This is a genomic window from Inquilinus limosus DSM 16000, from assembly GCF_000423185.1.
Classification (GTDB): domain Bacteria; phylum Pseudomonadota; class Alphaproteobacteria; order DSM-16000; family Inquilinaceae; genus Inquilinus; species Inquilinus limosus.
In genome coordinates, this window is sequence record NZ_AUHM01000047.1 from 1 (window position 1) to 26,265 (window position 26,265).

The window sequence follows — 26,265 nt, forward strand, 5'->3', positions numbered from 1 at the left end:
GACCGGACGCCGGACGCCATGCGCGTCCGCCGACAGACGGCCGAGCACCCGTTCGGCACCCTCAAAGCCTGGATGGGCGCCACCCATTTCCTGACCCGAGGATTACAGCGGGTCAGCACCGAGATGAGCCTCCAGGTCCTCGCCTACAACTTCAAGCGCGTGATCTCGATCCTCGGCGTCGGCGGCCTCCAGGCGATCCGGGCCTGATATCCGATCTGCCCAATCTGCTTTGCCGGTAGCACGCCGACACCCCCACCTGCCCTCACCAAACACGCGTTTCCACACAGCCTCGGTCGGGATCGGACGGCCGGGCCTCGCCCGCCTCGCCATCGCTCTGCGCCATATCCATGGAACATATCATGAACATGATCGCGAGTTAACGCAACTGGACATCACGTTCACGGCCGGAAGCCGGAGCGGCGGATCGCCGCCGTTACGATCCAGCCGAGCGGGAAGGCTCGTCCGACAGCCGGGACAACGGGATCGCGATGCGGATCTCGAGCCCATCGCGATGCCAATGGCGATCCAGGCTGCCTTGCAGCTGGCCCTTGATCGTGCCGTCCGCGAGCCGGGCTCCGAAGCCGACCGTCTCCGGTGCCGACGCGATCGGCGGGCCACCGCGCTCGACCCAGCCGAGATCGAGCCGGTCCGCATTCGAGGCCGAGGTGATCTCGACCTGCCCGCCCGGAACCGAGAGCGCGCCGTATTTCGCCGCATTCGTCGCAAGCTCGTGGAAGACGAGCGCGAGCCCGGTGACGGCATGACCCGTGACGGCGACGTCCGGTCCGGACATCGAAACCCGCTGCCCCGCCAGGCCCTCATAGGGCGACACGATGGTCCGGATCAAAGCATGCAGCGAGGCCGGGGTGTCGGCCTTCGCGTGCTTGATGTCGGCGAGGGTGAGCTCGTGAGCCCGGGACAAGGCATGGAGGCGCCCCTGGACGGCCTCGGCCAGCTGATCCCCGCCCGTGCTGGATCGGGCGCTGAGGCTCACCACGGCGCTGGCCAGCGCGAACAGGTTCTTCACCCGATGGTTCATCTCCCGAAGCAGCATCGCCTGCCGTTCCCGGGCCCGCCGCTGTTCGGTGATGTCGCGCACGATCGCCGAGGCCCCGACGATACGGCCATGGGCGTCCTTGACCGGCGACACCGACAGCGAGACCTCGACCAGGCTGCCGTCCCGGCGACGCCGCACCGTTTCGAGGCGGTCGATGCGCTCACCCGCCCGGAGGCGGGCGAGGATGCGGGCTTCCTCGTCATGGCGGTCGAGAGGGGCCAGGATCATGATCGGCCTGCCGACAACCTCCTCGGCGGTGTAGCCGAAGAGGTGCTGCGCGCCCCCGTTCCAGCTTGTGATCGTGCCGTCGAGGTCCTTCGCCAGGATGGCGTCGTCCGATGATTCCACGATGGCGGCGAGGTGCTGCGCCGCCTGCTCCGCCCGATGCCGCTCCGTGATGTCGATCAGGATGTCGACGGCCCCGGTCAACTCGCCGGCGGCATTGAACAGCGGCGTCGGATAAGGGGTGAAATGCACCCGGCTGCCATCGGGGCGCTCGGCGATCATATCGACGCCGAGGATCGGCCGCCTTTCACGAAGCGTCTGCGCCATCGCCGTCCGGCTGTGCGGCAGGGGCGTCCCATCCGGCTGAAACAGCTTCCAGGCGCCGTTGTATCTGGCCTCGCCGATCTCCGGCCGGACGCCCCACAGCAGCGCTGCGGCTTCGTTGTAGAAGACGATCCAGCCGTCCGGGTCGGTGATGTAGACGGCGACCGGAAGGGTCCGCAGCAGGGACTGCCACTGCAGCTCGGTCGCGAGCCGGCCGAGCTTGAACCGCGTCGCCAGGAACACGGGCTCGGCCGACCCACGCGAACCGGTCATCAGGTTTCCCTCGGTCGGAGCCTGCCGCTGCCTGCGGTCGTCTGCGGAGCAGGGCGCGTTTAGACGGTAGTCCCACATTCGGTGGGAAGCAACGAGGCCAGACGGCATCCGGGCCGGTCGAGCGGTTCCGGCATATGGGTCGCCGTCGTCGAGGGGCGAGGCCGGCGCACCTACGCATCCAGCAAGGTGCGGACGACCGACCGGAGCGCCGTCGACGAGAATGGTTTGTAGAGCACGGCTTCCGCCGGCATCACGCTGGTCCGGTCCTCGCAATAGGCGGTCATGAAGCAGAACGGAATCCGTCTGCGCCACAGCACCTCGACCACCGGATAGACCCGGAGCCCGCGCTGCAGGCGCACGTCGAGAAGGGCGCCGTGCAGCTCCTGCGTCTCGGCGAGCGCCAATGCGGCGTCCAGGCTGCTGGCCGGGCCGACAGGCTCCAGCCCCATGGACCGGAGACCTTCGGCCACCTGCTCGGCCTGCAGGAAATCGTCCTCCACCACGAGCATGCGCCTCGGCGCGGCGGCACGCGGCCTGGGTCGTGTGCCGAGCGCCTGCGCAACGGCCACCCGTTCAAATGCGATGTGCTGGAGTCCCGAGTGCGTCCGCATGGCCGATCCTCCAAGACTATATTGTCTATTAAGATTTGAAGCTATCAGTGCTCACTCAATATTGAAAGCCGAATGTGATGTGAATTGGTGATATACAGTCCGATCTGCGGTTTTATACATTTTTTAATTTGCGATAACATTTGTTGTGCCGACCGTGCCATAGCAGTCCGATACGCCGAAACCTGTTCAGCATGGCACATCCCCTCTGTCTTGATTCCTCCTGCTGCCGCCGCCTATGGTTCCGCCATGATGTTCATGTCTACATTCTTCCCGCTGATCTGAACGGCCCAAGTCGTTCCGGCGCATCTGCGCCGATCAGGTCAAACCGGCTCCGCCGATGCGGATGCCGAGCGGGAGAATATGCAATGCCCAACATCGGACAGACCGGCCTGACGTCCCGTCAGGTCCAGGACTTCATTGCGGACGGTTTCGTCAAAATCGAAAACGCCTTCGGCGCCGACCTGGCGGCGCAATGCCGGAACGAGCTGTGGGCGGAGATGGGTTTGTCGCCGGACGAACCGGGACGCTGGACGCGGCCCGTCCTGCGGGTGGGGTTCAAGGCCTCGCCCCCTTTCGTCGAGGCGGCCAACACGCCGGCCCTGCACAGGGCCTACGACCAACTCGTCGGCCAGGGGCGATGGCTTGCGCCAAAAGCCATCGGAAGCTTTCCGATCCGCTTTCCGTCACCGGAGCCGCCCGGCGACGACGGCTGGCATGTGGATATGAGCTTCGGCGATGGCACTCCGGATTTCATGGAGTGGCGCGCCAATGTGAAGAGCAGCGGGCGGGCATTGCTGATGCTCTTCCTGTTCTCGGATGTCGGCCCGGACGACGCGCCCACGAGAATCCGGAAAGGCTCGCACGCCACCATCGCGCGGGAACTGCTGCCCTATGGGGAGGCGGGGGCGACGCTCCGGCAGCTTTCCGCCGGGGGCTACCGGTCGACGGAGGATTGCGAGGTCGAACTGGCGACCGGCACGGCCGGCACCGTCTATCTGTGCCATCCCTTCCTCGTCCATGCCGCGCAGCCTCACCGCGGGCGACGGCCGCGCTTCATGGCGCAGCCGCCGCTGCTGCCGAGGGGCGAGTTCGACCCGGCGTTGCCGCCATCGCCGGTGCAGGTCGCCATCCGTCAGGCTTGCGGGCTGACGCTCTAGAGCGGGAAAGGTTCAGGCCGGTCCTGGTGTCGAAAACCCCCTTCCCCTACCCCCTCCCGCGAGGGGAGGGGGGACTCATTCTGCTTTCCGCCGATGTCGGGGCGGGCCTCTGGACCAGAGGCAAAGCCGTCAAGCTTCGAGCCCGGACCCTCGACAAACAAGATCGGCCTCTCCCGGATGATCTCAGGGAGGTGCGAGAACAGCCGCCGGCGTCGATCTGCTCAGCCGCTCGCCCGACCGCCGGGTTCACGGTCGTCGGCGTTCAGGGAATGCAGCAGCCAGTTGCCGCCCTGAAGGCCGAGGGAATGGTTCTCGCCCCCCTGAATCAGGCAGACGGTGATGTCGCGCAGCAGCCGCTCGACGACATGGTTCCGCGACAGCCCGTTGGCGCCGAAGATCTGGATCGCCTCCATCGCCACGAAGGCGGTCTGGGTCGCCGTCGTCTTGGCGGTGATGGAGGCGAGAAGATGCGGCCCTTCCTCCGAGAAATTGTAGGCCACGCCCCGACGCACGGAGGCGCGGCAGATCTCGAGCTTCCGCCACATCTCCCAGAGCCGCCATCTCACATGCTGATGGGCAATCAGCTTCGCCCCGCCCTGTTCGCGCAACCGGGCGTATTCCAGGGCGCAGTCGAAGGCCGCCTTGGCGACGCCGCCGGCGATGGCGGCGACGTTCATGGCGCCGGAGGTGTGCGTGGCGGCGAACGAGGCATAGAACTCGTCCCGGCCCCGGACGATATAGCGGGCAGGGACCCGGACATCGCTGAACCGGACGTGCCCGGTCGGCAGCGTGCGCTGGCCGATCTTCTCGACCGGGGGGCCGCGCTCGACCCCCGGCAGGTCGAACGGGACCAGGAGAGCGATGCCGGACACCCCGCCGTCCGGCCTCGCGATTCCGTCACCGTAATCCGCAGGGCAATGGATCAGGGCGCATTCCGCGATCGGCGCGCAGGAGATCCAGTCGGAGGACACCCCGTTCAGGACCACCTCCGACCCGCGCACCACCGCGCGCAGGCTGCCCTCCGACTGCCGGGCGCCCTTCGCCAGCTCGAACCCGGCATGGTCGATGGCGTCCGACCCTCTGTCCGCCAGGATCGCGATCCAGCAGCCCCGCAGCGGGCCGAACCGTTCGACCAGCTCCGGATCGCCGGTGGTCGCGGCGATCCCCGCCGCCATCTTCGAGGTGAAGGCCGCGACGGCGAGCCCAGCATCGCCATAGGCCAGCTCCTCGAACACGAGCGGTAGCATGCGCTTGAGACGGTGCGGTCCGAGCTTCGCCAGCCAGGCCGGGTTGATGCCGAGATCGTCGAAGCGCGCCAGGTACTCCCAGAGAGGCGAGCCCCGGGCGATCACATCGGCCGCCGCCATCGGGTCCAGCCTGGCGGCGGTGGGACGCATCGACGATCAGCTGCGCATCGAGGAGGCGCTGCGGAACAGCACGCGGCAGCTGCAGCAGATGATCGACGCCGTGCCCGTCAATATCCTGAGCTTCGGTCCTTCGGGCAAGATCACCTCCGCCAGCAAACGATATCTGGAGCAGGTCGGTGCGCCGCCGGAGCACATTGAGGATTTCGAAGCGTTGGCCCGGCATCTGGCTCACCCTGAAGACCTGCCGCGCGGGAGGGCCTGGCACGGGCGAGCCAGGCGGCGAGCCTTGCCGAGCTCTCTGCTTCCATCGCGCACGAGGTGAACCAACCGCTGGCCGCCGTCGTGGCGAACTCGCACGCCTGCCAGCGCTGGCTTACGGCGGATCCGCCGAATCTCGAGCGGGCGCAGCGGACGGTGGAGCGCATCATCCGCGACGCGAACGCCGCTGCCGACGTGGTGAGCCGCGTCCGCGCCCTGTTCAAGCAGTCCACGGGGACGCGGGATTGCACGGCGCTGGATCGCGTCGTCGCCGAGGCGCGCGAGCTCATGGCCGAGGAGGCGGCGCGGCGCCGCGTCCGCCTGGACGTCGAGGTCGAGAGCGGCCCCCCCGTGGCCGCCTTCGATCGCATCCAGCTTCAGCAGGTCCTGATCAATCTGATCCGCAACGGCATGGACGCGATGGACTCGGCCGCGGGTGACAGGCTTCTCCGGCTGCGCGTGCGCCGGGTGGGGGATGTGGTCCAGATCGAGGTCAGCGATCACGGCCGCGGAGTCGAATTTCCCGACAGGATCTTCGAGCCGTTCTTCACGACGAAAGAGCACGGGATGGGCATGGGGTTGGCGATCTGCCGTTCGATCGTCGAGTCGCACGGCGGCCGGCTGTGGGCGGAGAGGAACGAACCGCAGGGGGCGACGTTCATCTTCACCTTGCCCCTCGACCCGACGGCGGCGCCATGACGATGGATGACCCGATCGTCTACATCGTGGACGACGATGCGCGGATCCGGGAGGCGCTCGGCGAGCTGCTGGAATCGTACGGCATGCGGGCCCTCGCCTTCGGATCGGCCGGCGACTATATCGGCGCCGACAAGCCGGACGCCCCCGCCTGCCTCATCCTCGATCTCGAACTGCCGGACATCAACGGCCTCGATCTGCAGAGGCAGATTGCGGAAGGCGATCATCCGCCGATCGTCTTCATCACCGGGCATGGCGACATCCCGTCCTCGGTGCGCGCCATCCGGCACGGCGCGGTGGACTTCCTGACCAAGCCGTTCGGCGATGAGGACCTGATGTCCGCCGTCCGGACGGCGATCGCCCAGGATCGGGACAAGCGATCGGAGCGCGCCGAGCTCGCCGCGTTGAGGCGACGCTACCTCGATCTGACGCCGCGCGAGCGCGAGGTGCTGCCGCTGGTGGTGAGCGGCCTTCTCAACAAGCAGGCCGCCGCCGAACTCGGGATCAGCGAGGTCACGCTGCAGATCCATAGAAGGAACGTGATGCAGAAAATGGCGGCGGCGTCTCTCGCCGATCTCGTGCGGATCGCCGAGAGGCTGGAGATCCCGATCACCCATTCACGCCGGGCGGGAGGGAGTTGAGCGTGAGCGGAAGCAGGCCTGTCGTGGTGGTGGTCGATGACGATCCGAGACTGCTCGAGTCGCTGGAGGACCTGCTGGAATCCGCCGGCTACCAGGTGCGCTGTCATCCGTCGGCGGAATCGCTGCTGGCCAGCGGGTTGTCGGGGGTGGATGTGCTGATCACCGACATCGGGATTCCCGGCATCGACGGCTTCGAGCTTCGGGACCGGGTGCGGAAGGCGCGCCCGGATCTGCCGGTGTTCCTGATCACCGGCCGACATGAGATCGCGGACCAGGGCCGCGCCCAGGGCAGCAGCGGGTTCTTCCGCAAGCCCTTCGACCTCCGCGCCCTGCTGACCGCCGTGGGCGACGCCGTGAGCGATCGAGAGATGGAGGGTAAGCATGAGGGTTGAACGGATGCCCCCGCGGCGGTCGGCGCCGTCGTCGCCGCAGCGGGACAGCGAAGCGGAGCAGCCGCTGGTCATCGTCGTCGATGACGACATGCGCGTTCGGGAGGCGCTGTCGGAGCTGATCCTGTCGGCGGGGTTCCAGCCGGCCTGCTTCGCCTCGGCCCGCGAATTGCTGGAGTCCGATGTCCTGGACCGCCCCGGCTGCCTGATCCTCGATGTGCGGATGCCCGGTGCGAGCGGTCTCGACATGCAGCGTCAACTGGCCCAGAACGGCGACCCCAAGCCCATCATCTTCCTGACCGGGCATGGCGACATCCCGATGACCGTCCAGGCGATGAAGGCCGGCGCCGTGGATTTCCTGACCAAGCCGGTGCGGGACCAGACGCTGCTGGACGCGGTGACCGCCGGCGTCGCGATGGATGCCGCGCGGCGGGCGAAGGCCGCGATCACGCGCCGCGCCGTCGAGCGCCTCGATACGTTGACACCGCGTGAACGCGAGGTCCTGCGCGAGGTGGCGCACGGGCGCATGAACAAGCAGATCGCCTTCGACCTCGGCATCAGCGAAATGACGGTCAAGCTGCATCGCAGCAACGTCATGCGCAAGATGGGGGCCGTCTCCGTCGGAGAGCTGATCCGGGCATGGGAAACGCTGCCCGCGCCGATGCGCGAACGGTGCGGCCCGGAACGGCTCCGCTCGACCTGAGCCTGTCGGGGGCAGGGACAGCGGCGGGCGGCGGACATCAGCGGGATCGGGGGAGATCCGCGTGCCGTGACACGATAGCGGATCAACCGAGCCGAGTTCATCGGACGAACGGCCAGAGCGGGTGATACCGAGGGACGGGCCGGGCACATTCGACTGCGCAGCCGCAGGCCCCTGACGCCCTTCATGCCGGGCGATGGCTTCGGGCGATCATCGCGACGATCGTCTCGAACAGCTCGTCCTCCGCCTGCCGGGCCGTGATCCCGCCGAGCGCGGCGGCATGGGACAGGGCGTCGGCGGCCCCGAGCATGGCCCAGAAGCCGGCCTGCGCTATGCCGCGCGGCCCGATGAACGGGGCCAGCGCCTGCCGGCACTTCCCGATGAAGACCTGCTGATACTCCCGCTTGACGGTTTCCAGCTCGGGCGAACCGGCCAGGGCGGCCAGCAGGCCGGGGATCTCGCGCCCCTGCTCGAGGACGCAGTCGACATAGGCGGCCGCGATGACCCGGGCCGTCCCCTCCAATGTCGGTTCGCGGGCCGCGAGCGCCGCGTCGATGACCGCCGTCTGGCGCGCGTCGAAATCCTTGTAGAGGGCGATCAGCAGGCCGCTCCGGGTGCTGAAATGGTCGTAGACGACCGGCTTGGCGACGGCGGCTTCCTCCGACAGCCGCGGCAGTGTCAGGGCATCCGTCCCTTCCTCCCGCACCAGACGCCAGGAGACGTCCAGGAGCTGGTGCAGCCGCTCCTCGCGGCTGAGGCGGAGGCGCTTCGGCGCGTCCCGGCGTCTCTCCGGCATGCTTGACATCGCTATATACCAAAAGTAGGTTACTTTAAGTATATAGACGCCACCCTTCCATCGCAACCACCGCCGGCACTGTGCTGCCGGCGGGCGAAGCGGCACGCCTTGCGCCTGCCGTACACAGAGGATGTCTGCCTGATGACCGACGCTTGCGTTGCCCGCGCACCCGACCGAAGCGCCTGGCTGGGGCTGATGGCGGTGCTGCCGCTGGTCCTGATCGTGGCCATGGATGGCTCGATTCTCTACCTCGCCATGCCGCGCGTGACCGCCGCGCTCACCCCGACCGCCGACCAGGCGCTCTGGATCCTCGACATCTACGGCTTCGTGGTCGGATCGCTGCTGATCGCCTTCGGCAATATCGGCGACCGCTACGGCCGGCTGAGGCTGATCATGATCGGCGCCACGGTCTTCGGCGCGGGTTCGCTGGGCGTGGCCACCTCGCAGACGCCCGAAAGCCTGATCGCCTTCCGCGCCCTCATGGGCCTGGGCGGCGCCACGCTGCTGCCCTCGGGCCTCGCCATCGTCAGCGCCCTCTTTCCCGACCCGAGGCTGCGCGCGCAGGCCATCGGCATCTTCGCGGCCACCTTCGCCGCCGGGTTCGCGATCGGGCCCGTGATCGGCGGCATGCTGCTGCGGCAGTTCGAATGGGGCGCCGTGTTCCTGATCAATGTCCCGGTCGTCCTCGCCTTCCTGATCGCCGCGCCGATCCTGCTGCGGGAGGTCCGGACGACACGCTACGGCCGCATCGACGCGCCGAGCCTCCTCCTGTCCTTCGCCGGCATCCTGCTGTTCACCTATTCGATCAAGACCGCCGCCGCCTATGGCGTCACGCCACCGCAGACCGCGGCCGGGATCGTCGGCATCCTCGCCCTCGCGCTGTTCCTGCGCCGGCAGACCAGGATCGACGCTCCGCTTCTCGACCTCGGCCTGTTCCGCGACCGCATCTTCTCCATTGCCATCCTGACCGGCCTCCTGTCCCTGGTCGTCTGGTCCGCCACCGGATATCTCTCGGGTATCTATCTGCAATCGGTGCTCGGTTTCGACGTCTTCACCGCCGCGCTGCTGACCCTGCCGGGCGCGGTCGTGCTGACGGCGACATGCGTTGGGACGGCCCGCATCGTGGAGCGGATCGGCCGGAAGCCCGCCCTGGTGGCGACGCATCTGCTGATCGGCGCCGGCGTCCTCCTGCTGCTGCTCACGACGGTGGAAGGAGGAGTCGCGGCCTTCATCGCCTCGACGATGGTCGCCGGCGTCGGATACGGCCTCTCCTTCAGCCTCGTCGCGGAGGTCGCCGTGTCGGCGGTCCCCGCCGAGCGCGCCGGCGCCGCGGGCTCGATCGCCGAGACCAGCAACGAGCTGGGGAACGCGCTCGGCATCTCGCTGCTCGGTTCGCTGGCCGCGCTCAGCTTCCGGCTGCTCGGCCCCGATGTGGCGGGCACGCTCGACGAAACGCTCGACCGGCCGGACCTGGCCGCCGACACGGTGCTGCACGCCAAGGAAGCCTTCCTGACCGGCCTGCATGTGGCGGCCGGCGCCGGCGGGCTGCTCTCGCTCGCGGTCGGGATCATCGCGTGGCTCTGGCTGCCGAGAAAGCTGCCGGAATGACGGGCCGGATGCAGGCGGCGTGAACCGCCTGCACCTGTCCCTTGTTGCGAATCGAATAAGTGTCGGCTTATATGTCCGCATGACCGCGCCCGAGATCTTCCAGGCCCTGGCCGACCCGACCCGCCGCGCCGTGTTCGAGCGGCTGGCCGACGGCGAGATGAGCGTCTCCGACCTCAAGGCCGGGTTCGCCGTGTCGCAGCCGGCGATCTCGCAGCATCTCGCCGCGCTGCGCCGGGCCGGGCTGGTGGCCGAGCGGCGCGAGGGCCGCTTCGCCTATTACCGGACGACGCCGGAAGGGCTGGCGCCGCTGCTGGACTGGATCGACCGCTACCGCGCCTTCTGGCCGGAGCGCGTCGACCGCCTGAAGACCCTGCTCGAGGACATGGACGATGCATGAGAAGCCCGACCCGGCCGACGCCGTGACCGTCGACTGCGAGCTGGAGCATCCGCCGGAGAAGGTGTGGCGGGCGCTGACCGAGCCGGACCTCCTCGGCGCCTGGCTGCTGCCGAACGACGCCCGGACCGGGATCGGGCGGGCGGAGGAGGGGCGGCGCTTCACCCTGCGCGGCGGGCCGGGGGCGGAGAAGCCGATCGACTGCGAGGTGCTGGCGGCGGAGCCGCCGCGGCTGCTGCGCTACAGCTGGCGCGGCCGCGACGGCGACAGCGATGCCGGCGGCCGGGCGCTGGACACGGTGGTGACCTTCACCCTCGACCGCACCGCGGCCGGCGGCACCCGCCTGCGCATCGTGCACAGCGGCTTCCGCATCGGCGCCCGGGCGACGGCGCTGCCGGCCGGCGTGCCGGCACCACGACGAGGTTCCGGCCGCCGCGCGGCGATGCGGCCGCGGGCCATGGCCGTTCGCGGGGGGCTGCGATGGGCGGCATGACCCTGGTGCCGATGGTGGTGGAGCAGTCGGGCCGCGGCGAGCGCGCCTTCGACATCTTCTCCCGGCTGCTGCGCGACCGGATCATCTTCCTGAACGGCCCGATCGACGACGGCGTGTCGGCGCTGGTCTGCGCCCAGCTGCTGTTCCTCGAATCGGAGGACCCGCGCAAGGAGATCGCGATGTACATCAACTCGCCCGGCGGGGTGGTGAGCAGCGGCCTCGCGATCTACGACACGATGCAATACATCAAGAGCCCGGTGTCGACCGTCTGCATGGGCACGGCGGGATCCATGGGCTCCTTCCTGCTGATGGCCGGCGCGCCCGGGCGCCGCATCGCCCTCCCCAACGCGCGGGTGGTGCTGCACCAGCCCTCGGGCGGCTTCCAGGGCCAGGCCTCGGACATCGAGCGCCACGCCGAGGACATCGTCCGGCTGAAGCGGCAGATCAATCTGCTTTACGCTAGGCATTGCGGCCGCACCTATGACGAGGTCGAACGCACGCTCGACCGCGACCGCTTCATGACCGCCGAGGAGGCGAAGGCCTGGGGCATCGTCGATCATATCTACGAGCACCGGGAGGAGGCAGCATAAGGCCTTCAAGCCGGATCCGCATCGGTCGCGGGGCCGGCGCCCTTGTTCTTGCCCGCTGCACCGCAATATCGGACGGTGGGCGAGTTCCTGGGCGAAAGGTTCACCATGACCGGATCCGCAGCGTGTCATCGTGTGGTCATCATCGGCGCCGGCTTCGGCGGGCTGGAGGCGGTGCTCCGGCTGAAGGGCGCGCCGGTCGACATCACCCTGATCGACCGCCGAAACCACCACCTGTTCCAGCCGCTGCTGTACCAGGTCGCCACCGCCTCGCTAGCGCCGTCGGAGATCGCCTGGCCGGTGCGCCACCTGGTGCGGCGGCGGCCCGAGGTGCGGACCATCCTGGGCGAGGTCACCGGCGTCGACGTCGCCGGCCGCGCGGTGCAGCTCGGCGACGAGCGGGTGCCCTACGACACGCTCCTGGTCGCGACCGGGGCCCGGCACGCCTATTTCGGCCATGACGACTGGGAGCCCTTCGCCCCCGGGCTGAAGGACATCGACGACGCCACCGCGATCCGCCGCCGCATCCTGACGGCCTTCGAGCGGGCGGAGACCGAGCCGGATCCGGCGGCCCGCCGGGCGCTGCTGACCTTCGTCATCGTCGGCGCCGGCCCGACCGGGGTGGAGATCGCCGGCACCATCGCCGAGCTGGCGCACCACACCATGGCCGAGGATTTCCGCGCCCTCGACCCGAAGGAGGCGCGGATCCTGCTGGTCGAGGCCGGGCCTCGGGTGCTGGCCGCCTTCCCGGAGGACCTGTCGGACTACGCGCAAAAGGCGCTGGAGCGGCTGGGGGCCGAGATCCGCACCGGCCAGGCGGTGACGGCCTGCGACGCCGAGGGCGTGGCGCTGGGGGCGGAGCGGATCCCGGCCAAGACGGTGATCTGGGCCGCGGGCGTCCAGGCCTCGCCCGCCGCGATCTGGCTGGGGGCGGAGTCGGACCGCGCCGGCCGGGTCATGGTCGCGCCCGACCTCACCCTGCCGGGCCATCCGGAGATCTTCGTGGTCGGCGACACCGCCCGGCTGGACGCCTGGCAGGGCAGGCCGCTGCCCGGCATCGCCCCGGCCGCCAAGCAGCAGGGCCGCCACGTGGCCGACACCATCCGGGCGCGGCTGGCCGGCAAGCCGGATCCCGGCCCGTTCCGCTACAAGCACGCCGGCAGCCTGGCGACCATCGGCAAGCGCGCCGCGGTGATCGATTTCGGCTGGATCAAGCTGCGCGGCTGGCTGGCTTGGTGGATCTGGGGCATCGCCCACATCTATTTCCTGATCGGGCTGCGCAACCGCCTGACCGTGGCGCTGAGCTGGCTGTGGATCTACACCACCGGCCAGCGCAGCGCCCGGCTGATCACCGGAAGGGGGCGGGAGGAGTAGGGGCCCCGCCTCAGAAGGGGGAACGACCATGGGGACCACGGTTCTCGCCGGCGGCATCGCCGGCACCGCCCTGATCCGGGCGCCGTCCAATCTCGGGCTCAGGCCGCTGCGGCCGGGGCATGAGCCGGGGACCTGGCGGGCGCCGGAGGCGCTGACCCGGGCCGGGCTGGAGGCGCGGCTGGGGCCGGTGCGGACGGTGGACCTGGAGCGGCCGCGTTACAGCACCGAGAAACCGCCCGGCACTGTGCTGCGCAACGGCCCGGCCATCCGCCGCTTCAACGAACAGGTCGCCGGTGCGGTCGAGGCGGCGCTGCGCGACCGGCTGTTCCCGGTGGTGGTCGGCGGCGACTGCTCGATCCTGATCGGCTGCCTGGCCGGCGCCCGCCGGCATTCCGAGCTGTCGCTGGTCCATCTCGACGGCCACAGCGACTTTCGCCATCCGGGCAACTACGAGCCGGACATCCCGCTGCATTCGGCCGCCGGCATGGACCTGGCGCTGGCCATCGGCCTCGGCGACCCGCTGATGCTGCGCTGGGACGGCGTCCCGGACCCGCTGGTGCCGGCGGAGCGGGCGATCCAGATCGGCGAGCGCGAAGACCGGGACCCCGACTGGGGCTGGGAGGACATCAACGACACCGCGATCACCCGGATCGACATGTTCGAGCTGCTGGAGCTCGGGCATGAGCAGGCGCTGCGCCGCAGCTTCGCGGTGTTGGACCGCACGCCGGAGATCCCGTTCTGGCTGCATCTCGATATCGACATCCTCGACCAGGCGGTGATGCCGGCGGTGGATTCGCCGGGCAGCCCGGGCCTGGATTACGGCGGCCTGGCAGCGCTGCTGCGCGGCTTCCTGGCCTCGCCCCGCTGCATCGGGCTGAACGTGACCATCTACGATCCGGACCTGGACCCGGACGGAACCTATGCCCGCGGCCTGGTCGGCATGCTGGCCGAGGGGTTGGAACCGTTGACCGCGGCGCGCCGCCGGCCCTAGATCGGGCGCCTGACCGCCGCGACCGGAGCATCCGATGACCGCCGAGAGCCCCGTCCGCCCGGAGAGCCGGGCCGCGATTCCGCGCGGCGTGTGGATGCTGGGCTTCGTCAGCCTGTTCATGGACGTCTCGTCGGAGATGATCCACGCCCTGCTGCCGGTCTTCCTCTTGACCACGGTCGGCGCCAGCGCCGCGGTGATCGGGCTGATCGAGGGCATCGCCGAGGCCACCGCCTCGATCGTCAAGGTGTTCTCCGGCGTGCTCTGCGACTGGTTCGGCCGGCGCAAGCTGCTGGCGGTCCTGGGCTACGGGCTCGGCGCGCTGTCGAAGCCGCTGTTCCCGCTGGCCGGCAGCGCCGGGCTGGTGCTGGCGGCGCGCTTCGTCGACCGTGTCGGCAAGGGCATCCGCGGCGCGCCGCGCGACGCGCTGGTCGCCGACCTGACGCCGCCCGCGATCCGCGGCGCCGCCTACGGGCTGCGCCAGTCGCTCGACACCGTCGGCGCCTTCGCCGGGCCGCTGCTGGCGATCGGGCTGATGCTGGCCGGCGGCGGCGACATCCAGCTGGTGTTCTGGCTGGCGGTGATCCCGGCCGTGATCTCGGTCGCGATCCTGATCGGCGGGGTGCGCGAGCCGGACACGGCCAGGCCGGCCAAGGCCCCGCGGTCGCCGATCCATCGCGACGAGCTGCGCCGGCTCGGCGGCGCCTATTGGCGCGTCGTGGCGGTGGCGGCGGTGCTGACCCTGGCGCGGTTCAGCGAGGCCTTCCTGGTGCTGCGGGCGCAGGAGGCCGGGCTGGCGGCCACCCTGGTGCCGCTGGTGCTGGTGGTGATGAACATCGCCTACGCCCTGTCCGCCTATCCGGCCGGGGTGCTGGCCGACCGTCACGACCCGAAGCGGCTGCTGGTCCTCGGCTTCGGCGTGCTGATCGCGGCCGACCTCGTGCTCGCCCTCGACGGCGGGCTGTGGGCCGTGCTGGCCGGCACCGCGCTGTGGGGCCTGCATATGGGCATGACCCAGGGCCTGCTGGCGGCGCTGGTGGCCGAGACGGTGCCGGCCGACCGGCGCGGCACCGGCTTCGGCCTGTTCAACCTGGTCGGCGGGCTGGCGCTGCTGCTGGCCAGCGCGCTGGCGGGCGGGCTGTGGAGCTGGATCGGGTCCGGCGCCACCTTCCTGGCCGGCGCCGGCTTCACCGTGATCGGCTTGGCCGGCGCCGTGCTGCTGCTGCCGAGGCGCGCAGCGCGCTAATGCGCCATCAGCACCGGGCGGTCGGCGTGGAACAGCATGTGCTCGGTGACGCCGCCCAGGATCATCTCGCGGAACCGGCTGTGGCTGTAGCCGCCCATGACGATCAGCCCGGCATTGGCGCGCTGGGCCGCGGTCAGGATGGCGGCATCGACCGACTGCTTCGGGTCGTCGTCGGCGATCCGGTTCGACGGCGCGCCGTGGCGGCTGAGATAGCGCACCAGCTCGGCCGCGGTGCAGCGGTCCTCGCCCTCGTCGCGGGTGTAGACGCTGACCGTCGTCGCCGCTTCCAGGAAGGGCAGGGCGGCGGCGACGCTGCGCGCCGCCTCCTTGCCGCCGTCCCAGGCGACCAGGATGCGGTCGCCGAAATCCTCCGGCACCGGGCCGGGCACGATCAGCACCGCCCGGCCGGTCTCGAACAGCGCCGCCTCCAGCACCGCCCGGCTGGCGTTCGGGTCCTGGCCCGGGCCGGGCGTCACGATCAGGTCGGCGACGGTGCCGCGGTGGCCGATCGCGGCCGTCTCGCTGCCGGTGTCCTCGCGGTACTCCACCTCCGGCCCGGCGCCGGCCTCCGCCACCGCCGCCTCGAACACGGCGCGGTTGCGGGCCGCGACCTCCTTCGACGCCTTCTCCGCCCCCTCCAGCAGCATGCTGGTGGCGACCGCCATCTCGGCCCCGGTATAGGCCAGGACCCGCTGCGGGTCGGGGCGGAGCGACAGCACCTCGACCGACGCGTCGAAACGCCTGGCGACCAGAAGCGCCGCGTCGAGCGCGGCGCGGTCGCCGGCATGGCCGCTGAGGGGGACGAGCAGATGCTGGATGGTCATGCAGCCTCCGGGGCTCTCGGGGTCTGGCTGCATTGTCCCCCTATAGGCGGCGGCGATCCAGCGTTTCGGCGTCCGGCCCGTCGGGTGCGGCACCGTTGACCGCGAGGTCGCGCAGCTGCTGGTAGAGGTCCGGCGTCTCGGCGGTGCAGACGCAGATGCCCCGGGCCGGCTCGTCGCCGGCGTTGAGATAGGCGTGGCCCATGGTGCTGTCGAGATAGATGCCGTCGCCGGGCTCCAGCACCTCCGGCGCATAGAATTCGGTGTGGACCGCGACGCGCCCGGAGGTGACGAAGAAATACTCCTCCCCCGCATGGCGCAGCAACGGCCCGAACTCCTCCAGCGTGCGGGCGCGGATCACGGCCGTGATCGGCACCATGCGCTTGCCGACGATGTCGGTGCAGACATAGCCGTAGGTGTAGTAGCGGGTGTCCACGATCTGCCCCTGGCCGGCCCGGCTGATGCTGCGCCGGGCGGTGACCATCTGCGGGGCCGGCGCCGCGGGCGCCGCGGGGTGGAACAGCTCCGCGATCTCCATGCCGAGCCCGGTGGTGAGCTGCAGCAGCTTGTCGTAGGTCAGCGACATCTGATGGTTCTCCACCTTCGACAGGGTGGAGAGGGCGAGGCCCGTGCGCTCGGCCACCTGCTTCAGCGTCAGCCCGCGGGCCTGGCGCGCGGCCTTGAGGCAGTCGCCGAGCTGCGTCCGCGCGGCATCGCTGCCGGTCTGGCGACGTGTCATCCGTTCTCTCCCCGGGCCTTTCCGAAACATCCAATTTTACGGGTCTGGAAGCGATCTGGGCAACATATGGGGAGAGCGGATCCATTTTTGATCACTAGACGCTCAATGACTTTCCGAATTTGAAAACTTGCGTATGATCGGAAAATTCGAAGCGACCGAGGCCAGCCATGAGCGCCCTCTGCGATCTGACAGCGACCGATCTGCGCCGGCAGATCGCCGCCCGGACGGTGTCCCCGGTGGAGGTGCTGGAGGCCTGCCTGGACCGGATCGGCGCGGTCAACCCGGCGGTCAACGCCGTGGTCGTGCTGGATGCGGACGGCGCCCGCGCGGCGGCCCGGGCGGCCGAGGCCGCGGTGATGCGCAGCGAGCCGCTGGGCCCGCTGCACGGCCTGCCGCTGCTGGTCAAGGACACCCAGGATGTCGGTGGCCTGCGGACGACCTATGGCAGCCCGATCTCCGCCCGGCATGTGCCGGCGGCGGATGCCGGCTGTGTCGCGCGGCTGCGGGCGGCCGGGGCGATCATCATCGGCAAGACCAACACGCCGGAATGGGCGGCGGGCGGCAACACCCGCAACCCGGTCTACGGCGCCACCGGCAATCCGTTCGATCCGATGAAGTCCGCTGCCGGCTCCTCCGGCGGCTCGGCGGTGGCGCTGGCCTGCGGCATGGCGCCCCTGGCCACCGGGTCGGACACCGGCGGCAGCCTGCGCAACCCGGCCGGCTTCTCCGGCATCGTCGGGATGCGGCCGTCCTACGGCCTGGTGGCCAGCGAGAAGCGGGGCGTCGGCTGGTCGGGGCTGTCCACCGACGGCCCGATGGCCCGGACGGTGGCGGATGCGGCGCTGATGCTGTCGGTGATGGCGAGCGACGACAGCCGCGATCCCCTGGCCTACACGCTGCCGGGCGAGGCGGTGCGCGGCCGGCCGGACCGCTGGGCCACGATTCCCGACCTGGATCTCAAATCGCTGCGCCTCGCCTTCACCGAGGATTTCGGCTTCGCGCCGACGGAGCGGCACATCCGGCGGGTGTTCCGCAGCCGGGTGGCGGCGCTGGCCCCGCTGTTCGCGGCGGCTGAGGAGGCGACGCCGGACTGCGCCGGCGCGGATGACGCCTTTGCGGTGCTGCGCGCCTCGGTCTTCCTCGCCATGCACGAGAAGACCTATCGCGAGCGGCCGGAGATGCTGGGCCCCAACGTGCGCGCGAATGTGGAGGAGGGGCTCGGCTACAGCCTGTCCGACTATGCCCGCGCCGCGGCCGCCCAGACCCGCATCTACCGCGCCTTCCAGGCCTTCTTCGAGACCCATGACGTGCTGGTGAGCCCGACCATCACGCTGAGCCCGCGGCCCTGGTCGGAGCCGTACCCGGCCGAGATCGACGGCGTGCCGACGCGCTCCTACTTTCACTGGCTCGCGCTCGCCTATGCGGTGACGCTGGCCGGCCATCCGGCGATCAGCCTGCCGCTCGGCGTCGACGAGGCCGGCATGCCCTTCGGTCTGCAGATCGTCGGCCCGCGCGGCGGCGATGCGCTGACCCTCGGCGTCGCCCGGGCGCTGGAGGCGGCCTGCGCCTCCGATCCGCGGCTGCGCCGCCCGGTGCCGGACCTGGCGGCGCTGGCCGCCGCCCGGCCGCTGCACGAGGCGTCGGGCTTCATGACCTGGGAATAGGCCCCGGGCCGCGACCCCCGGAGAACCGGGGGCGACAAGCATCAGAACACAAAAGCGGAGGCGTTCGTGCTGAGGAAGATATCCGTCAACCGGACGGCGATCATTGGCTTCTCGCTGCTGTATGTCGCCTTCTGCATCTCCTATATCGACCGGGCGGCGATGTCGCTGGCGCTGACCCATGTCGGCCAGGAGTTCGGGCTGAAGCCGGACGAGCTGGGCGCCGTGCTCAGCATCTTCTTCCTCGGCTACGCCATCATGCAGATCCCGGGCGGCTGGCTGGCCGACCGGTTCGGCTCCAAATACGTGGTGATCGCGACCATCGCCGCCTGGTCCGTCTTCACCATCCTCACCAGCCAGGCATGGTCGCTGGCCTCGCTGCTGGTCATCCGCTTCATCTTCGGCCTGGCGGAGGGCGGCTTCCCGTCGGCCAGCGTCAAGGGCGTGGCGGAGCTGGTGGAGAAGGATTCCCGACCGAAATTCTCGGCCCTGCTGACCTCCTCGAACTATCTCGGCAGCATGCTGGCGCCGCTGATCATGGCGCCGCTGATCATCGCCTTCGGCTGGCGCCACGCCTTCGAGATCGTCGGGGTGGCGGGCATCGTCTTCGCCGTCAGCTATTTCTTCGCCGTGCCGTACCGGCGCCCGGCGCCGCGGGTCGCCGAAAGCGGCGGGCGGCCGCGCACGCCGGTGCGCGACCTGATGAAGAACCCGCTGATCTGGCAGCTGCTGGTGGTCTGGTTCGGGCTCAGCTGCGTCAACAAGGGCCTCGATTCCTGGATGCCCACCTATCTGCTGCAGCAGCGCGGGCTCGACCTGAAGTCGGTCGGCCTGCTGACCCCGGTGCCCTTCCTGATGGCCACCATCGCCACCGCCATCGGCGGCTGGGTGATGACGAGGTTCTTCCCCCAGCGCGAGAAGTACCTGCTGATCGGCAGCGCCGTCCTGACCGGGATCTTCCTCTACGCCATGTACCGGTCGGAGACGATCGCCGGGGTGATCTTCTTCCAGTCGCTGGTCTACTTCTTCAAATCCTTCGTGCTCGCCACCGTGATCGCGCTGCCGACCAAGGTGCTGGCCGACGACCAGATCGGCACCGGCGTCGGCATCGTCAACACCGGCGGGCAGAGCGCCGGGTCGGTCGCGCCCTATGTCATGGGCGTGCTCGTCGCCAGCCTCGGCACCTATGACGCGGCGTTCAACTTCCTCCTGGTGATGACCGCGGTCTCGGTCGTCGCGGCGGCGACGATCCGGACCCGGGCGCCGGCCCCGAGCCTGCGGCCGGCCGGCTGAGAGATGCGCAGCGCCATCGTCCTCGGGGCCGGCATGGTCGGCGTTTCCGCCGCGCTGCATCTGCGCCGGCGCGGCTGGGACGTCGCCCTGGTGGACCGCCTGCAGCCCGGCCGGGCCACCAGCTACGGCAATGCCGGCATCATCCAGAGCGAGGCGGTGGAACCCTATCCCATGCCGCGCGACTGGGCCTCGATCGTCGCCATCGCCGCGGGGCGGACGAACGACGTGCATCTGCACTGGCGGTCGCTGCCGCGGCACGCGCCGGCGCTGCTGCGCTACTGGCGGCATTCCGCCCCGGCCCGCCACCGCCGGATCTCGGCGGCCTATGCGCGCCTGATCGCCCAGGCCGCTCCGGCCCATGAAGAGTTCATGCAGGACGCCGATGTGGCCGGCCTGGTGCGGCGGGACGGATTCCGCATCCTCTATCGCGACGCCGCCGCGATGGCGGCCGCGGTGGCCGAGGCGGAGCGGCTGCGGGCGGAATACGGCGTCGCCTCCGAGGCCCTGACCCCGGCCCGGCTCGCCGCCGCCGAGCCGGCGCTCCGCGACGCCGGGGCAGGGGCGATCCACTGGCTCGACCCCTGGACCGTGCGGGATCCGGGCGCGCTGGTCGGCGCCTATGCCGACCTGTTCCGCCGCGAGGGCGGGCGCTTCGCGAACGGCGCGGCGGAGAGCCTGACGCCGGCGCGGTCCGGCGGCTGGCTTGTGGACACGGCCGAGGGCCCCGTGGAGGCGGAGCACGCCGTGGTCGCGCTCGGGCCCTGGTCACCCGCGCTGCTGCGCCGCTTCGGCTATGCCTTTCCGATGGTGCTCAAGCGCGGCTACCACCGGCACTACCCCGGCGCGGCGCTCGACCTGCCGCTGCTGGATTCGGCCCATGGCTACGTCATGGCGCCGATGGCACGAGGCCTCCGGATCACCACCGGGGCCGAGCTGGCGGCGCCCGGCGCGCCCCTGACCCCGGTGCAACTGGCGCGGGCCGAGCGGGCCGCGCGCACGCTCCTCGATTTCGGCCCGGGCGCGGAGGCGGAGCCCTGGGCAGGCCTGCGCCCCTGCATGCCGGACATGCTGCCGGTGGTCGGGCCGGCGCCGCGCCACCCGGGGCTCTGGCTCGACTTCGGCCACGGCCACCAGGGCTTCACCCTGGGCCCGGCGACCGGGCGCCTGCTGGCGGAGATGATGGCGGAAGACCGTCCCTTCGCGGATCCCGCGCCCTTCCTCCCCGCGCGGTGGGGCGGCTAGCCTCAGGCGCTCGGCGCCGGCAGGGACAGGCCGTATTTCTTCAGGATCGCCTTCTGCCGCTTGGCCATGACCTCCTGGTCGAAATCGGCGATCAGCTCGTTGAACAGCTTGTGCCAGTTCACCCGGGCCTTGAGGTGGATGAAGACCGAGCCGAGGCCGAGCGCGGCGCGGTCCATGAACACGAATTCGCGCGGCACCTCGACCCCGCCGACCCGGCGCAGCTCCTTGTGCACCTGCTCGGCGGTCTCGCGGCCGTAGACGCCGCCCTTGGCCTCGCCGATCAGCCGCACCTTGTTCTCGAGCAACGGCCCGTAGAGGAAGCTGGCCCAGAGGTTCAGCACATCCGCCAGCTCCTTGGTGATGGTCTTGAACCCCCAGGTCCGGTAGGCCTCGATGGCGCGGTCGCGGTCGCCGGTCTCCAGCGCCCGGTACAGCTCGATCACGGCGCCGACGAAGCTGGGCGGGAACACGCGGATGCAGCCGAAATCCAGCAGGTTGATCGAATCGTCCGGCCGCACCGTGTAGTTGCCGAGATGCGGGTCGCCGTGGATCACGCCGTAATAGTAGAGCGGCACATACCAGGCCCGGAACATGTTCAGCGCCAGCTGCGCCCGCTGCTCCTCGCTGCCCTGGACGAAGGTCAGGATCTTCTCGCCGTCGAGCCAGGTGGTGGTCAGCAGGCGCTTGGTCGACAGCTCCGGCACCACCTCGGGGACATGGACGTTCGGCTCGTTCGCCAGCATCTCGGCGTAGAGCTGCGAATGCCGGGCCTCGAGCGCGTAGTCCAGCTCCTCGCGCAGGCGCTCCGCGATCTCGGTGTGGATCTGCTTGGTCGACACCGTTCGGTCGTAGCGCTCGAAGATGCCGAGGATCAGCTTGAGCTGCTTCAGGTCGGCCTCGACCGCCGACTGCATGTCCGGATACTGCAGCTTGCAGGCGAGGCGCCGGCCGTCGAGGCCGACCGCCCGGTGCACCTGGCCGAGCGAGGCCGCGGCCGCCGCCTCGTGCTCGAAGCTCTTGAATTTCGACTGCCAGGCCTGGCCCAGCTCGCTCGCCATCCGGCGCTTGACGAAGGGCCAGCCCATCGACGGCGCGTTGGCCTGCAGCTGCTGCAGCTCCTGCGCATATTCCTTCGGCACCGCCTCCGGAATCGTGGCCAGCATCTGCGCCACCTTCATCAGCGGGCCCTTCAGCCCGCCCAGCGCCGCCCGCAGCTCGTTGGCATGGGCCTCGCGGTCGACCTTGAAGCCGAGATAGCGCTCGCCCGCCATGCGGGCGGCGAGGCCGCCCATAGCGCCGGAGACGCGGGCATAGCGGCGCAGCCGGCCACCAAAACTGTTCTCTTCGTCGGCCATGATCCAACCGGAGTCGCGCGGCCGGGCCCGGCCGCCCGACCTATCTAGGGGCTGATCCCCGATCCGTCATCCCCGCCGGTGTCGCATGTGACGGATGGGGGCGGCCTTTCCTGTCTCAACCCATGTTGTCATCGCCGGGCTTGACCCGGCGATCCAGGGGCCACCCAGAGCGGCATCGACATGCCCTGGATGCCCGGGTCAAGCCCGGGCATGACAGTGAGAAACTGCGGCTGAGCGCGACGCAGGCGCCCTCCAGGCCTAAGTCGGGTTCGTTTCCATCGCGTTTTCCGGAAACGCGGAAATCTTGGATCAAGGACAGCAAGGCTGTCGGTTCCCCATTGCTTTCTTTCGCCGGAGCCCTCCCCCCGATTGTCCATGGGGCGAAAGAAGATTACCTCTTAGGGGTGGCCGCGGCGACAGACCGGCGGCCTTTCGGGAGGCATTTGATGACGGCAACGGCGCTTGCTCCCGTGAGCCTCGAGGACAAGTACATCCTCGACTCCGGCCGCATCTATCTCACCGGCATCCAGGCGCTGGTCCGCCTGCCGCTGATGCAGCGACGGCGCGACGAGGCGGCCGGGCTGAACACGGCCTGCTTCATCTCCGGCTATCGCGGCTCGCCGCTCGGCGGCTACGACCAGGCGCTGTGGGCGGCGCGCAAGTTCCTGCAGAAGCAGAACATCGAGTTCAAGCCCGGGCTGAACGAGGATCTCGGCGCCACCGCGGTGTGGGGCAGCCAGCAGGTCGGGCTGTGGCCCGGCGCGAAAGTCGACGGCGTCTTCGGCATCTGGTACGGCAAGGGGCCGGGCGTCGACCGCACCGGCGACGTGTTCAAGCACGCCAACTTCGCCGGCACCTCGAAGCACGGCGGCGTGCTGGTCATGGCCGGCGACGACCATGCCTGCAAGTCCTCGACCGTGCCGCACCAGTCCGAGCACGCGTTCATCGCCCATATGATGCCGGTGCTGAACCCGGCGAACGTCCAGGAGATCCTGGATTACGGCCTCTACGGTTGGGCGATGAGCCGCTATTCCGGCCTATGGGTCGGCTTCAAGACCATCGCCGAGAACGTCGACAGCTCGGCCTCGGTCTTCGTCGATCCGAACCGCGTCCAGATCGTGCTGCCGGACGACTTCCCGATGCCGCCCGGCGGGCTGAACATCCGCTGGCCCGACCCGCCGCTGGTGCAGGAGGAGCGGCTGATGCGCGACAAGCTGTACGCCGCGCTCGCCTTCGCCCGCGCCAACAAGCTCGACCACCTGGTCTATGACAGCGGCCGGCATCGCTTCGGCATCGTCACCACCGGCAAGTCCTATCTCGACGTCCGCCAGGCGCTGGACGACCTCGGCATCGACCGGGACCTCGCGGCCCAGCTCGGCATCTGCATCTACAAGGTCGGCATGCCCTGGCCGCTGGAGCCGACCGGCGTGCGCGCCTTCGCCGAGGGCCTCGACGAGCTGATCGTGGTCGAGGAGAAGCGGGCGCTGATCGAGAACCAGCTGAAGGAGCAGCTGTACAACTGGCACGCCGACAAGCGGCCGGTGATCGTCGGCAAGTTCGACGAGAAGCGCGACTGGATCCTGCCCTCGACCGGCGAGCTGACGCCGGCGCAGATCGCGGTCGCGATCGGCCGGCGCCTGCTGAAGTACCTGGACCATCCCGGCCTGGCCGAGCGGGTGCGCTACCTGGAGGAGCGCGAGGGCCAGAAGAAGATCGTCAAGGCGGCGGTCGACCGGATCCCCTATTTCTGCTCGGGCTGCCCGCACAACACCTCGACCCGGGTGCCGGAGGGCAGCCGCGCCATGGCCGGCATCGGCTGCCACTACATGGCGACCTGGATGCCGGACCGGCATGCCGAGACCTTTAGCCAGATGGGCGGCGAAGGCGTGGCCTGGATCGGCCAGGCGCCGTTCACCGAGACGAAGCACGTCTTCGTCAATCTGGGCGACGGCACCTATTTCCATTCCGGCAGCCTGGCCATCCGCGCGGCGCTCGCGGCCGGCGTCAACGTCACCTACAAGATCCTCTACAACGACGCCGTGGCGATGACCGGCGGCCAGCCGGTGGACGGCACTATCACCGTGCCGATGATCGCGGCCCAGCTGCGGGCCGAGGGCGTCCAGACCATGGTCGTGGTCACCGACCGGCCGGAGATCTACGGCGAGCCGGGGACCCAGAGCAAGCTGCTGCCGGCGGGCGTCGCGGTCGAGCACCGCGACCGGCTGGACCACATCCAGCAGCAGCTGCGCGACACGCCCGGCGTCTCGGTGATGATCTACGACCAGACCTGCGCCGCCGAGAAGCGCCGCCGCCGCAAGCGCGGCACGATGGAGGACCCGGCCCGCCGGGTGTTCATCAACGAGGCGGTGTGCGAGGGCTGCGGCGACTGCTCCAAGGCCTCGAACTGCCTGTCGGTGGTGCCGGTGGAGACCGAGTTCGGCCGCAAGCGCGCCATCGACCAGTCGAGCTGCAACAAGGATTATTCCTGCGTCAACGGCTTCTGCCCGTCCTTCGTCTCGGTCGTGGGCGGCAAGCTGCGCAAGCCGAAGCCGGCGGCGGCCGAAAAGACGGAAGGGGGCGTGACCGACCTGTTCCCGGCGCTGCCGGAGCCCGAGCTGCCGTCGCTCGACCAGCCCTACGGCATCATGATCACGGGCATCGGCGGCACCGGCGTCATCACCATCGGCGCGCTGCTCGGCATGGCCGCCCATATGGAAGGCAAGGGCGTCTCGGTGCTGGACCAGGCCGGGCTGGCGCAGAAGGGCGGCGCCGTGGTCAGCCATGTCCGGATCGCCCGCGATCCTTCGGATATCCACGCCGTGCGCATCGCCGCCGGCGGCGCCCGGCTGATGCTGGGCTGCGACCTGGTGGTCGCGGCCTCGGGCGAGGCGCAGTCGAAGATCCACCCCGGCCTGACCCGGCAGGTGGTGAACAGCCACGAGACCATCACCGGCGCCTTCACCCAGAACCCGGACTTCTCCATCCCGGCGAAGCCGATGCTGCAGACGCTGGCGAAGAACGGCGGCGACCCGGCGCTGCTCGACGCCGTCGACGCCACCCGCCTCGCCACCGCGCTGCTGGGCGACAGCATCGCCACCAACCTGTTCATGCTCGGCTACGCCTGGCAGAAGGGGCTGGTGCCGGTGTCGCACGAGGCGCTGGAGCGGGCGATCGAGCTGAACGGCACGGCGGTCGCCATGAACAAGGCTGCCTTCCTGTGGGGCCGCCGCGCCGCTTACGACCTCGCCCGGGTCGACCGGCTGGCCGCGCCGCCGCAGGAGGACGGGCACCGGCTGTCGCGCACGCTCGACGAGGTGATCGCCCGCCGGGTCGAGCAGCTGACCGCCTATCAGGATGCCGCCTATGCCGCGCGCTACAGGGCGCTGGTCGACCGCGTGCGGACGGCCGAGGCCCGGCTGGGCCGCGAGGAGCTGACCGAGGCGGTGGCCCGCAACTACTATAAGCTCCTGGCCTACAAGGACGAGTACGAGGTCGCCCGGCTCTACACCGACGGCAGCTTCCTCAAGCAGCTCGAGGCGCAGTTCGAGGGCGACTACAAGCTCGAGTTCCACCTGGCGCCGCCGACCCTCGCCGAGAAGGATCCGGACACCGGGCACCTGAAGAAGCGCGCCTTCGGGCCCTGGATGCTGAAGGCGTTCAGGCTGCTGGCGCGGATGAAGCGGCTGCGCGGCACCGCCCTCGACCCGTTCGGCCGCACCGCCGAGCGCCGCGCCGAGCGGCAGCTGATCGCCGATTACGAGGCGGTGGTGGAGGAACTGCTGGCCCGGCTGGGGCCGGACACGCACGCCGTCTGCGTCGCCATCGCCCGGGTGCCGGAGCAGATCCGCGGCTACGGCCACATCAAGGAGGAGAACCGGGAGAAGGCCAAGGCGCGCGAGGCCGAGCTGCTGGCCGCGCTGCGCACCCCGGCCGCGCCCAAGCTGGCGGCGGAGTAGGACCTGCGCGGCGC

At 70.0% G+C, this 26,265-nt stretch carries 25 protein-coding genes; 18 read left to right on the top strand and 7 right to left on the bottom strand.

The features are described 5' to 3' along the window. On the top strand, positions 1-207 hold a 207-nt coding region (locus G537_RS40400; RefSeq protein ID WP_034853332.1), incomplete at its 5' end, for a transposase. Positions 208-433: 226 nt separating this feature from the next. Here the strand turns inward: G537_RS40400 and G537_RS0128330 are convergent. Continuing rightward, positions 434-1,987: a PAS domain S-box protein gene (locus tag G537_RS0128330; RefSeq protein WP_342665238.1), complete on the bottom strand. Its 1,554-nt coding sequence runs from the start codon at positions 1,985-1,987 to the stop codon at positions 434-436. Positions 1,988-2,049: 62 nt separating this feature from the next. Further along, complete coding sequence (locus G537_RS45230) at positions 2,050-2,490, bottom strand: response regulator (protein ID WP_081689106.1); 441 nt, start codon at positions 2,488-2,490, stop codon at positions 2,050-2,052. A 365-nt stretch (positions 2,491-2,855) separates the two neighbouring features. Between G537_RS45230 and G537_RS0128340 the strand changes: the two genes are divergently transcribed. Beyond that, positions 2,856-3,647 carry a phytanoyl-CoA dioxygenase family protein gene (locus G537_RS0128340; RefSeq protein ID WP_026872951.1) on the top strand — a complete coding sequence of 264 codons (792 nt, stop codon included), beginning with the start codon at positions 2,856-2,858 and terminating at the stop codon, positions 3,645-3,647. Between the two features lie 221 nt (positions 3,648-3,868). On the opposite strand, the gene G537_RS40405 is transcribed toward G537_RS0128340, so the two are convergent. Then, on the bottom strand, positions 3,869-5,044 hold the full coding sequence (locus G537_RS40405) for an acyl-CoA dehydrogenase family protein (RefSeq protein ID WP_034853336.1): 1,176 nt from the start codon (positions 5,042-5,044) through the stop codon (positions 3,869-3,871). On the opposite strand from G537_RS40405, the gene G537_RS42480 reads away from it, so the two are divergent. The 5 genes from G537_RS42480 to G537_RS0128365 are packed head-to-tail and all read left to right on the top strand — an operon-like array spanning position 5,034 to position 7,701. Continuing rightward, positions 5,034-5,336 (top strand): hypothetical protein, encoded by a 303-nt coding sequence (locus tag G537_RS42480; RefSeq protein ID WP_051249245.1) that lies wholly within the window; start codon positions 5,034-5,036, stop codon positions 5,334-5,336. The genes G537_RS40405 and G537_RS42480 overlap by 11 nt on opposite strands. After that, positions 5,333-5,971: a sensor histidine kinase gene (locus tag G537_RS0128350; protein WP_026872952.1), complete on the top strand. Its 639-nt coding sequence runs from the start codon at positions 5,333-5,335 to the stop codon at positions 5,969-5,971. Before G537_RS42480 ends, G537_RS0128350 begins: the two co-directional genes overlap by 4 nt. 2 nt (positions 5,972-5,973) lie before the next feature. Next, positions 5,974-6,609: a response regulator transcription factor gene (locus G537_RS0128355; RefSeq protein WP_211230542.1), complete on the top strand. Its 636-nt coding sequence runs from the start codon at positions 5,974-5,976 to the stop codon at positions 6,607-6,609. Positions 6,610-6,632: 23 nt separating this feature from the next. Next, positions 6,633-7,001, top strand: coding sequence for a response regulator (locus tag G537_RS0128360; RefSeq protein WP_211230543.1), 369 nt, complete (start codon positions 6,633-6,635; stop codon positions 6,999-7,001). After that, positions 6,991-7,701, top strand: a complete 711-nt coding sequence (locus G537_RS0128365) for a response regulator transcription factor (RefSeq protein ID WP_026872955.1) — start codon at positions 6,991-6,993, stop codon at positions 7,699-7,701. Before G537_RS0128360 ends, G537_RS0128365 begins: the two co-directional genes overlap by 11 nt. Positions 7,702-7,882: 181 nt before the next feature. On the opposite strand, the gene G537_RS0128370 is transcribed toward G537_RS0128365, so the two are convergent. Further along, a complete protein-coding gene (locus G537_RS0128370; protein ID WP_245579150.1) occupies positions 7,883-8,494 on the bottom strand; it encodes a TetR/AcrR family transcriptional regulator in 612 nt (203 codons plus the stop codon). A 141-nt stretch (positions 8,495-8,635) separates the two neighbouring features. Here G537_RS0128370 and G537_RS0128375 point away from each other — a divergent pair, with 141 nt between their 5' ends. From G537_RS0128375 to G537_RS0128405, 7 genes are all read left to right on the top strand, one after another. Beyond that, positions 8,636-10,102 (top strand): MFS transporter, encoded by a 1,467-nt coding sequence (locus G537_RS0128375; protein WP_026872957.1) that lies wholly within the window; start codon positions 8,636-8,638, stop codon positions 10,100-10,102. Positions 10,103-10,181: 79 nt separating this feature from the next. Further along, positions 10,182-10,499: an ArsR/SmtB family transcription factor gene (locus G537_RS0128380; RefSeq protein ID WP_026872958.1), complete on the top strand. Its 318-nt coding sequence runs from the start codon at positions 10,182-10,184 to the stop codon at positions 10,497-10,499. Then, positions 10,492-10,989 carry an SRPBCC family protein gene (locus tag G537_RS40410; protein ID WP_034853339.1) on the top strand — a complete coding sequence of 166 codons (498 nt, stop codon included), beginning with the start codon at positions 10,492-10,494 and terminating at the stop codon, positions 10,987-10,989. Before G537_RS0128380 ends, G537_RS40410 begins: the two co-directional genes overlap by 8 nt. Then, positions 10,977-11,579 (top strand): ATP-dependent Clp protease proteolytic subunit, encoded by a 603-nt coding sequence (locus G537_RS0128390; protein WP_026872959.1) that lies wholly within the window; start codon positions 10,977-10,979, stop codon positions 11,577-11,579. Before G537_RS40410 ends, G537_RS0128390 begins: the two co-directional genes overlap by 13 nt. A 105-nt stretch (positions 11,580-11,684) precedes the next feature. Then, complete coding sequence (locus G537_RS0128395; RefSeq protein ID WP_026872960.1) at positions 11,685-12,950, top strand: NAD(P)/FAD-dependent oxidoreductase; 1,266 nt, start codon at positions 11,685-11,687, stop codon at positions 12,948-12,950. 28 nt (positions 12,951-12,978) lie between these two features. After that, a complete protein-coding gene (locus G537_RS0128400; RefSeq protein ID WP_051249246.1) occupies positions 12,979-13,941 on the top strand; it encodes an arginase family protein in 963 nt (320 codons plus the stop codon). A gap of 34 nt (positions 13,942-13,975) precedes the next feature. Beyond that, positions 13,976-15,184: an MFS transporter gene (locus G537_RS0128405; protein WP_026872962.1), complete on the top strand. Its 1,209-nt coding sequence runs from the start codon at positions 13,976-13,978 to the stop codon at positions 15,182-15,184. Here the strand turns inward: G537_RS0128405 and G537_RS0128410 are convergent. Further along, on the bottom strand, positions 15,181-16,008 hold the full coding sequence (locus G537_RS0128410) for a universal stress protein (protein WP_026872963.1): 828 nt from the start codon (positions 16,006-16,008) through the stop codon (positions 15,181-15,183). The genes G537_RS0128405 and G537_RS0128410 overlap by 4 nt on opposite strands. A gap of 40 nt (positions 16,009-16,048) precedes the next feature. Then, positions 16,049-16,744 carry a helix-turn-helix domain-containing protein gene (locus G537_RS0128415; protein WP_026872964.1) on the bottom strand — a complete coding sequence of 232 codons (696 nt, stop codon included), beginning with the start codon at positions 16,742-16,744 and terminating at the stop codon, positions 16,049-16,051. Between the two features lie 167 nt (positions 16,745-16,911). Here G537_RS0128415 and G537_RS0128420 point away from each other — a divergent pair, with 167 nt between their 5' ends. The 3 genes from G537_RS0128420 to G537_RS0128430 all read left to right on the top strand — a co-directional run bounded on the left by G537_RS0128420 (position 16,912) and on the right by G537_RS0128430 (position 20,940). Next, the gene (locus G537_RS0128420; RefSeq protein ID WP_026872965.1) at positions 16,912-18,408 is read left to right on the top strand and encodes an amidase; all 1,497 of its coding nucleotides are present in this window, start codon (positions 16,912-16,914) and stop codon (positions 18,406-18,408) included. Between the two features lie 66 nt (positions 18,409-18,474). Next, a complete protein-coding gene (locus G537_RS0128425) occupies positions 18,475-19,698 on the top strand; it encodes an MFS transporter (RefSeq protein WP_169516742.1) in 1,224 nt (407 codons plus the stop codon). 3 nt (positions 19,699-19,701) lie between these two features. Then, complete coding sequence (locus G537_RS0128430) at positions 19,702-20,940, top strand: NAD(P)/FAD-dependent oxidoreductase (protein WP_026872967.1); 1,239 nt, start codon at positions 19,702-19,704, stop codon at positions 20,938-20,940. Between the two features lie 2 nt (positions 20,941-20,942). Here G537_RS0128430 and G537_RS0128435 read toward each other — a convergent pair whose 3' ends face one another. Continuing rightward, positions 20,943-22,295, bottom strand: a complete 1,353-nt coding sequence (locus G537_RS0128435; RefSeq protein ID WP_026872968.1) for an ABC1 kinase family protein — start codon at positions 22,293-22,295, stop codon at positions 20,943-20,945. Positions 22,296-22,741: 446 nt separating this feature from the next. Between G537_RS0128435 and G537_RS0128440 the strand changes: the two genes are divergently transcribed. Beyond that, positions 22,742-26,251 (top strand): indolepyruvate ferredoxin oxidoreductase family protein, encoded by a 3,510-nt coding sequence (locus G537_RS0128440; protein WP_026872969.1) that lies wholly within the window; start codon positions 22,742-22,744, stop codon positions 26,249-26,251. Positions 26,252-26,265 lie beyond the last annotated feature (14 nt).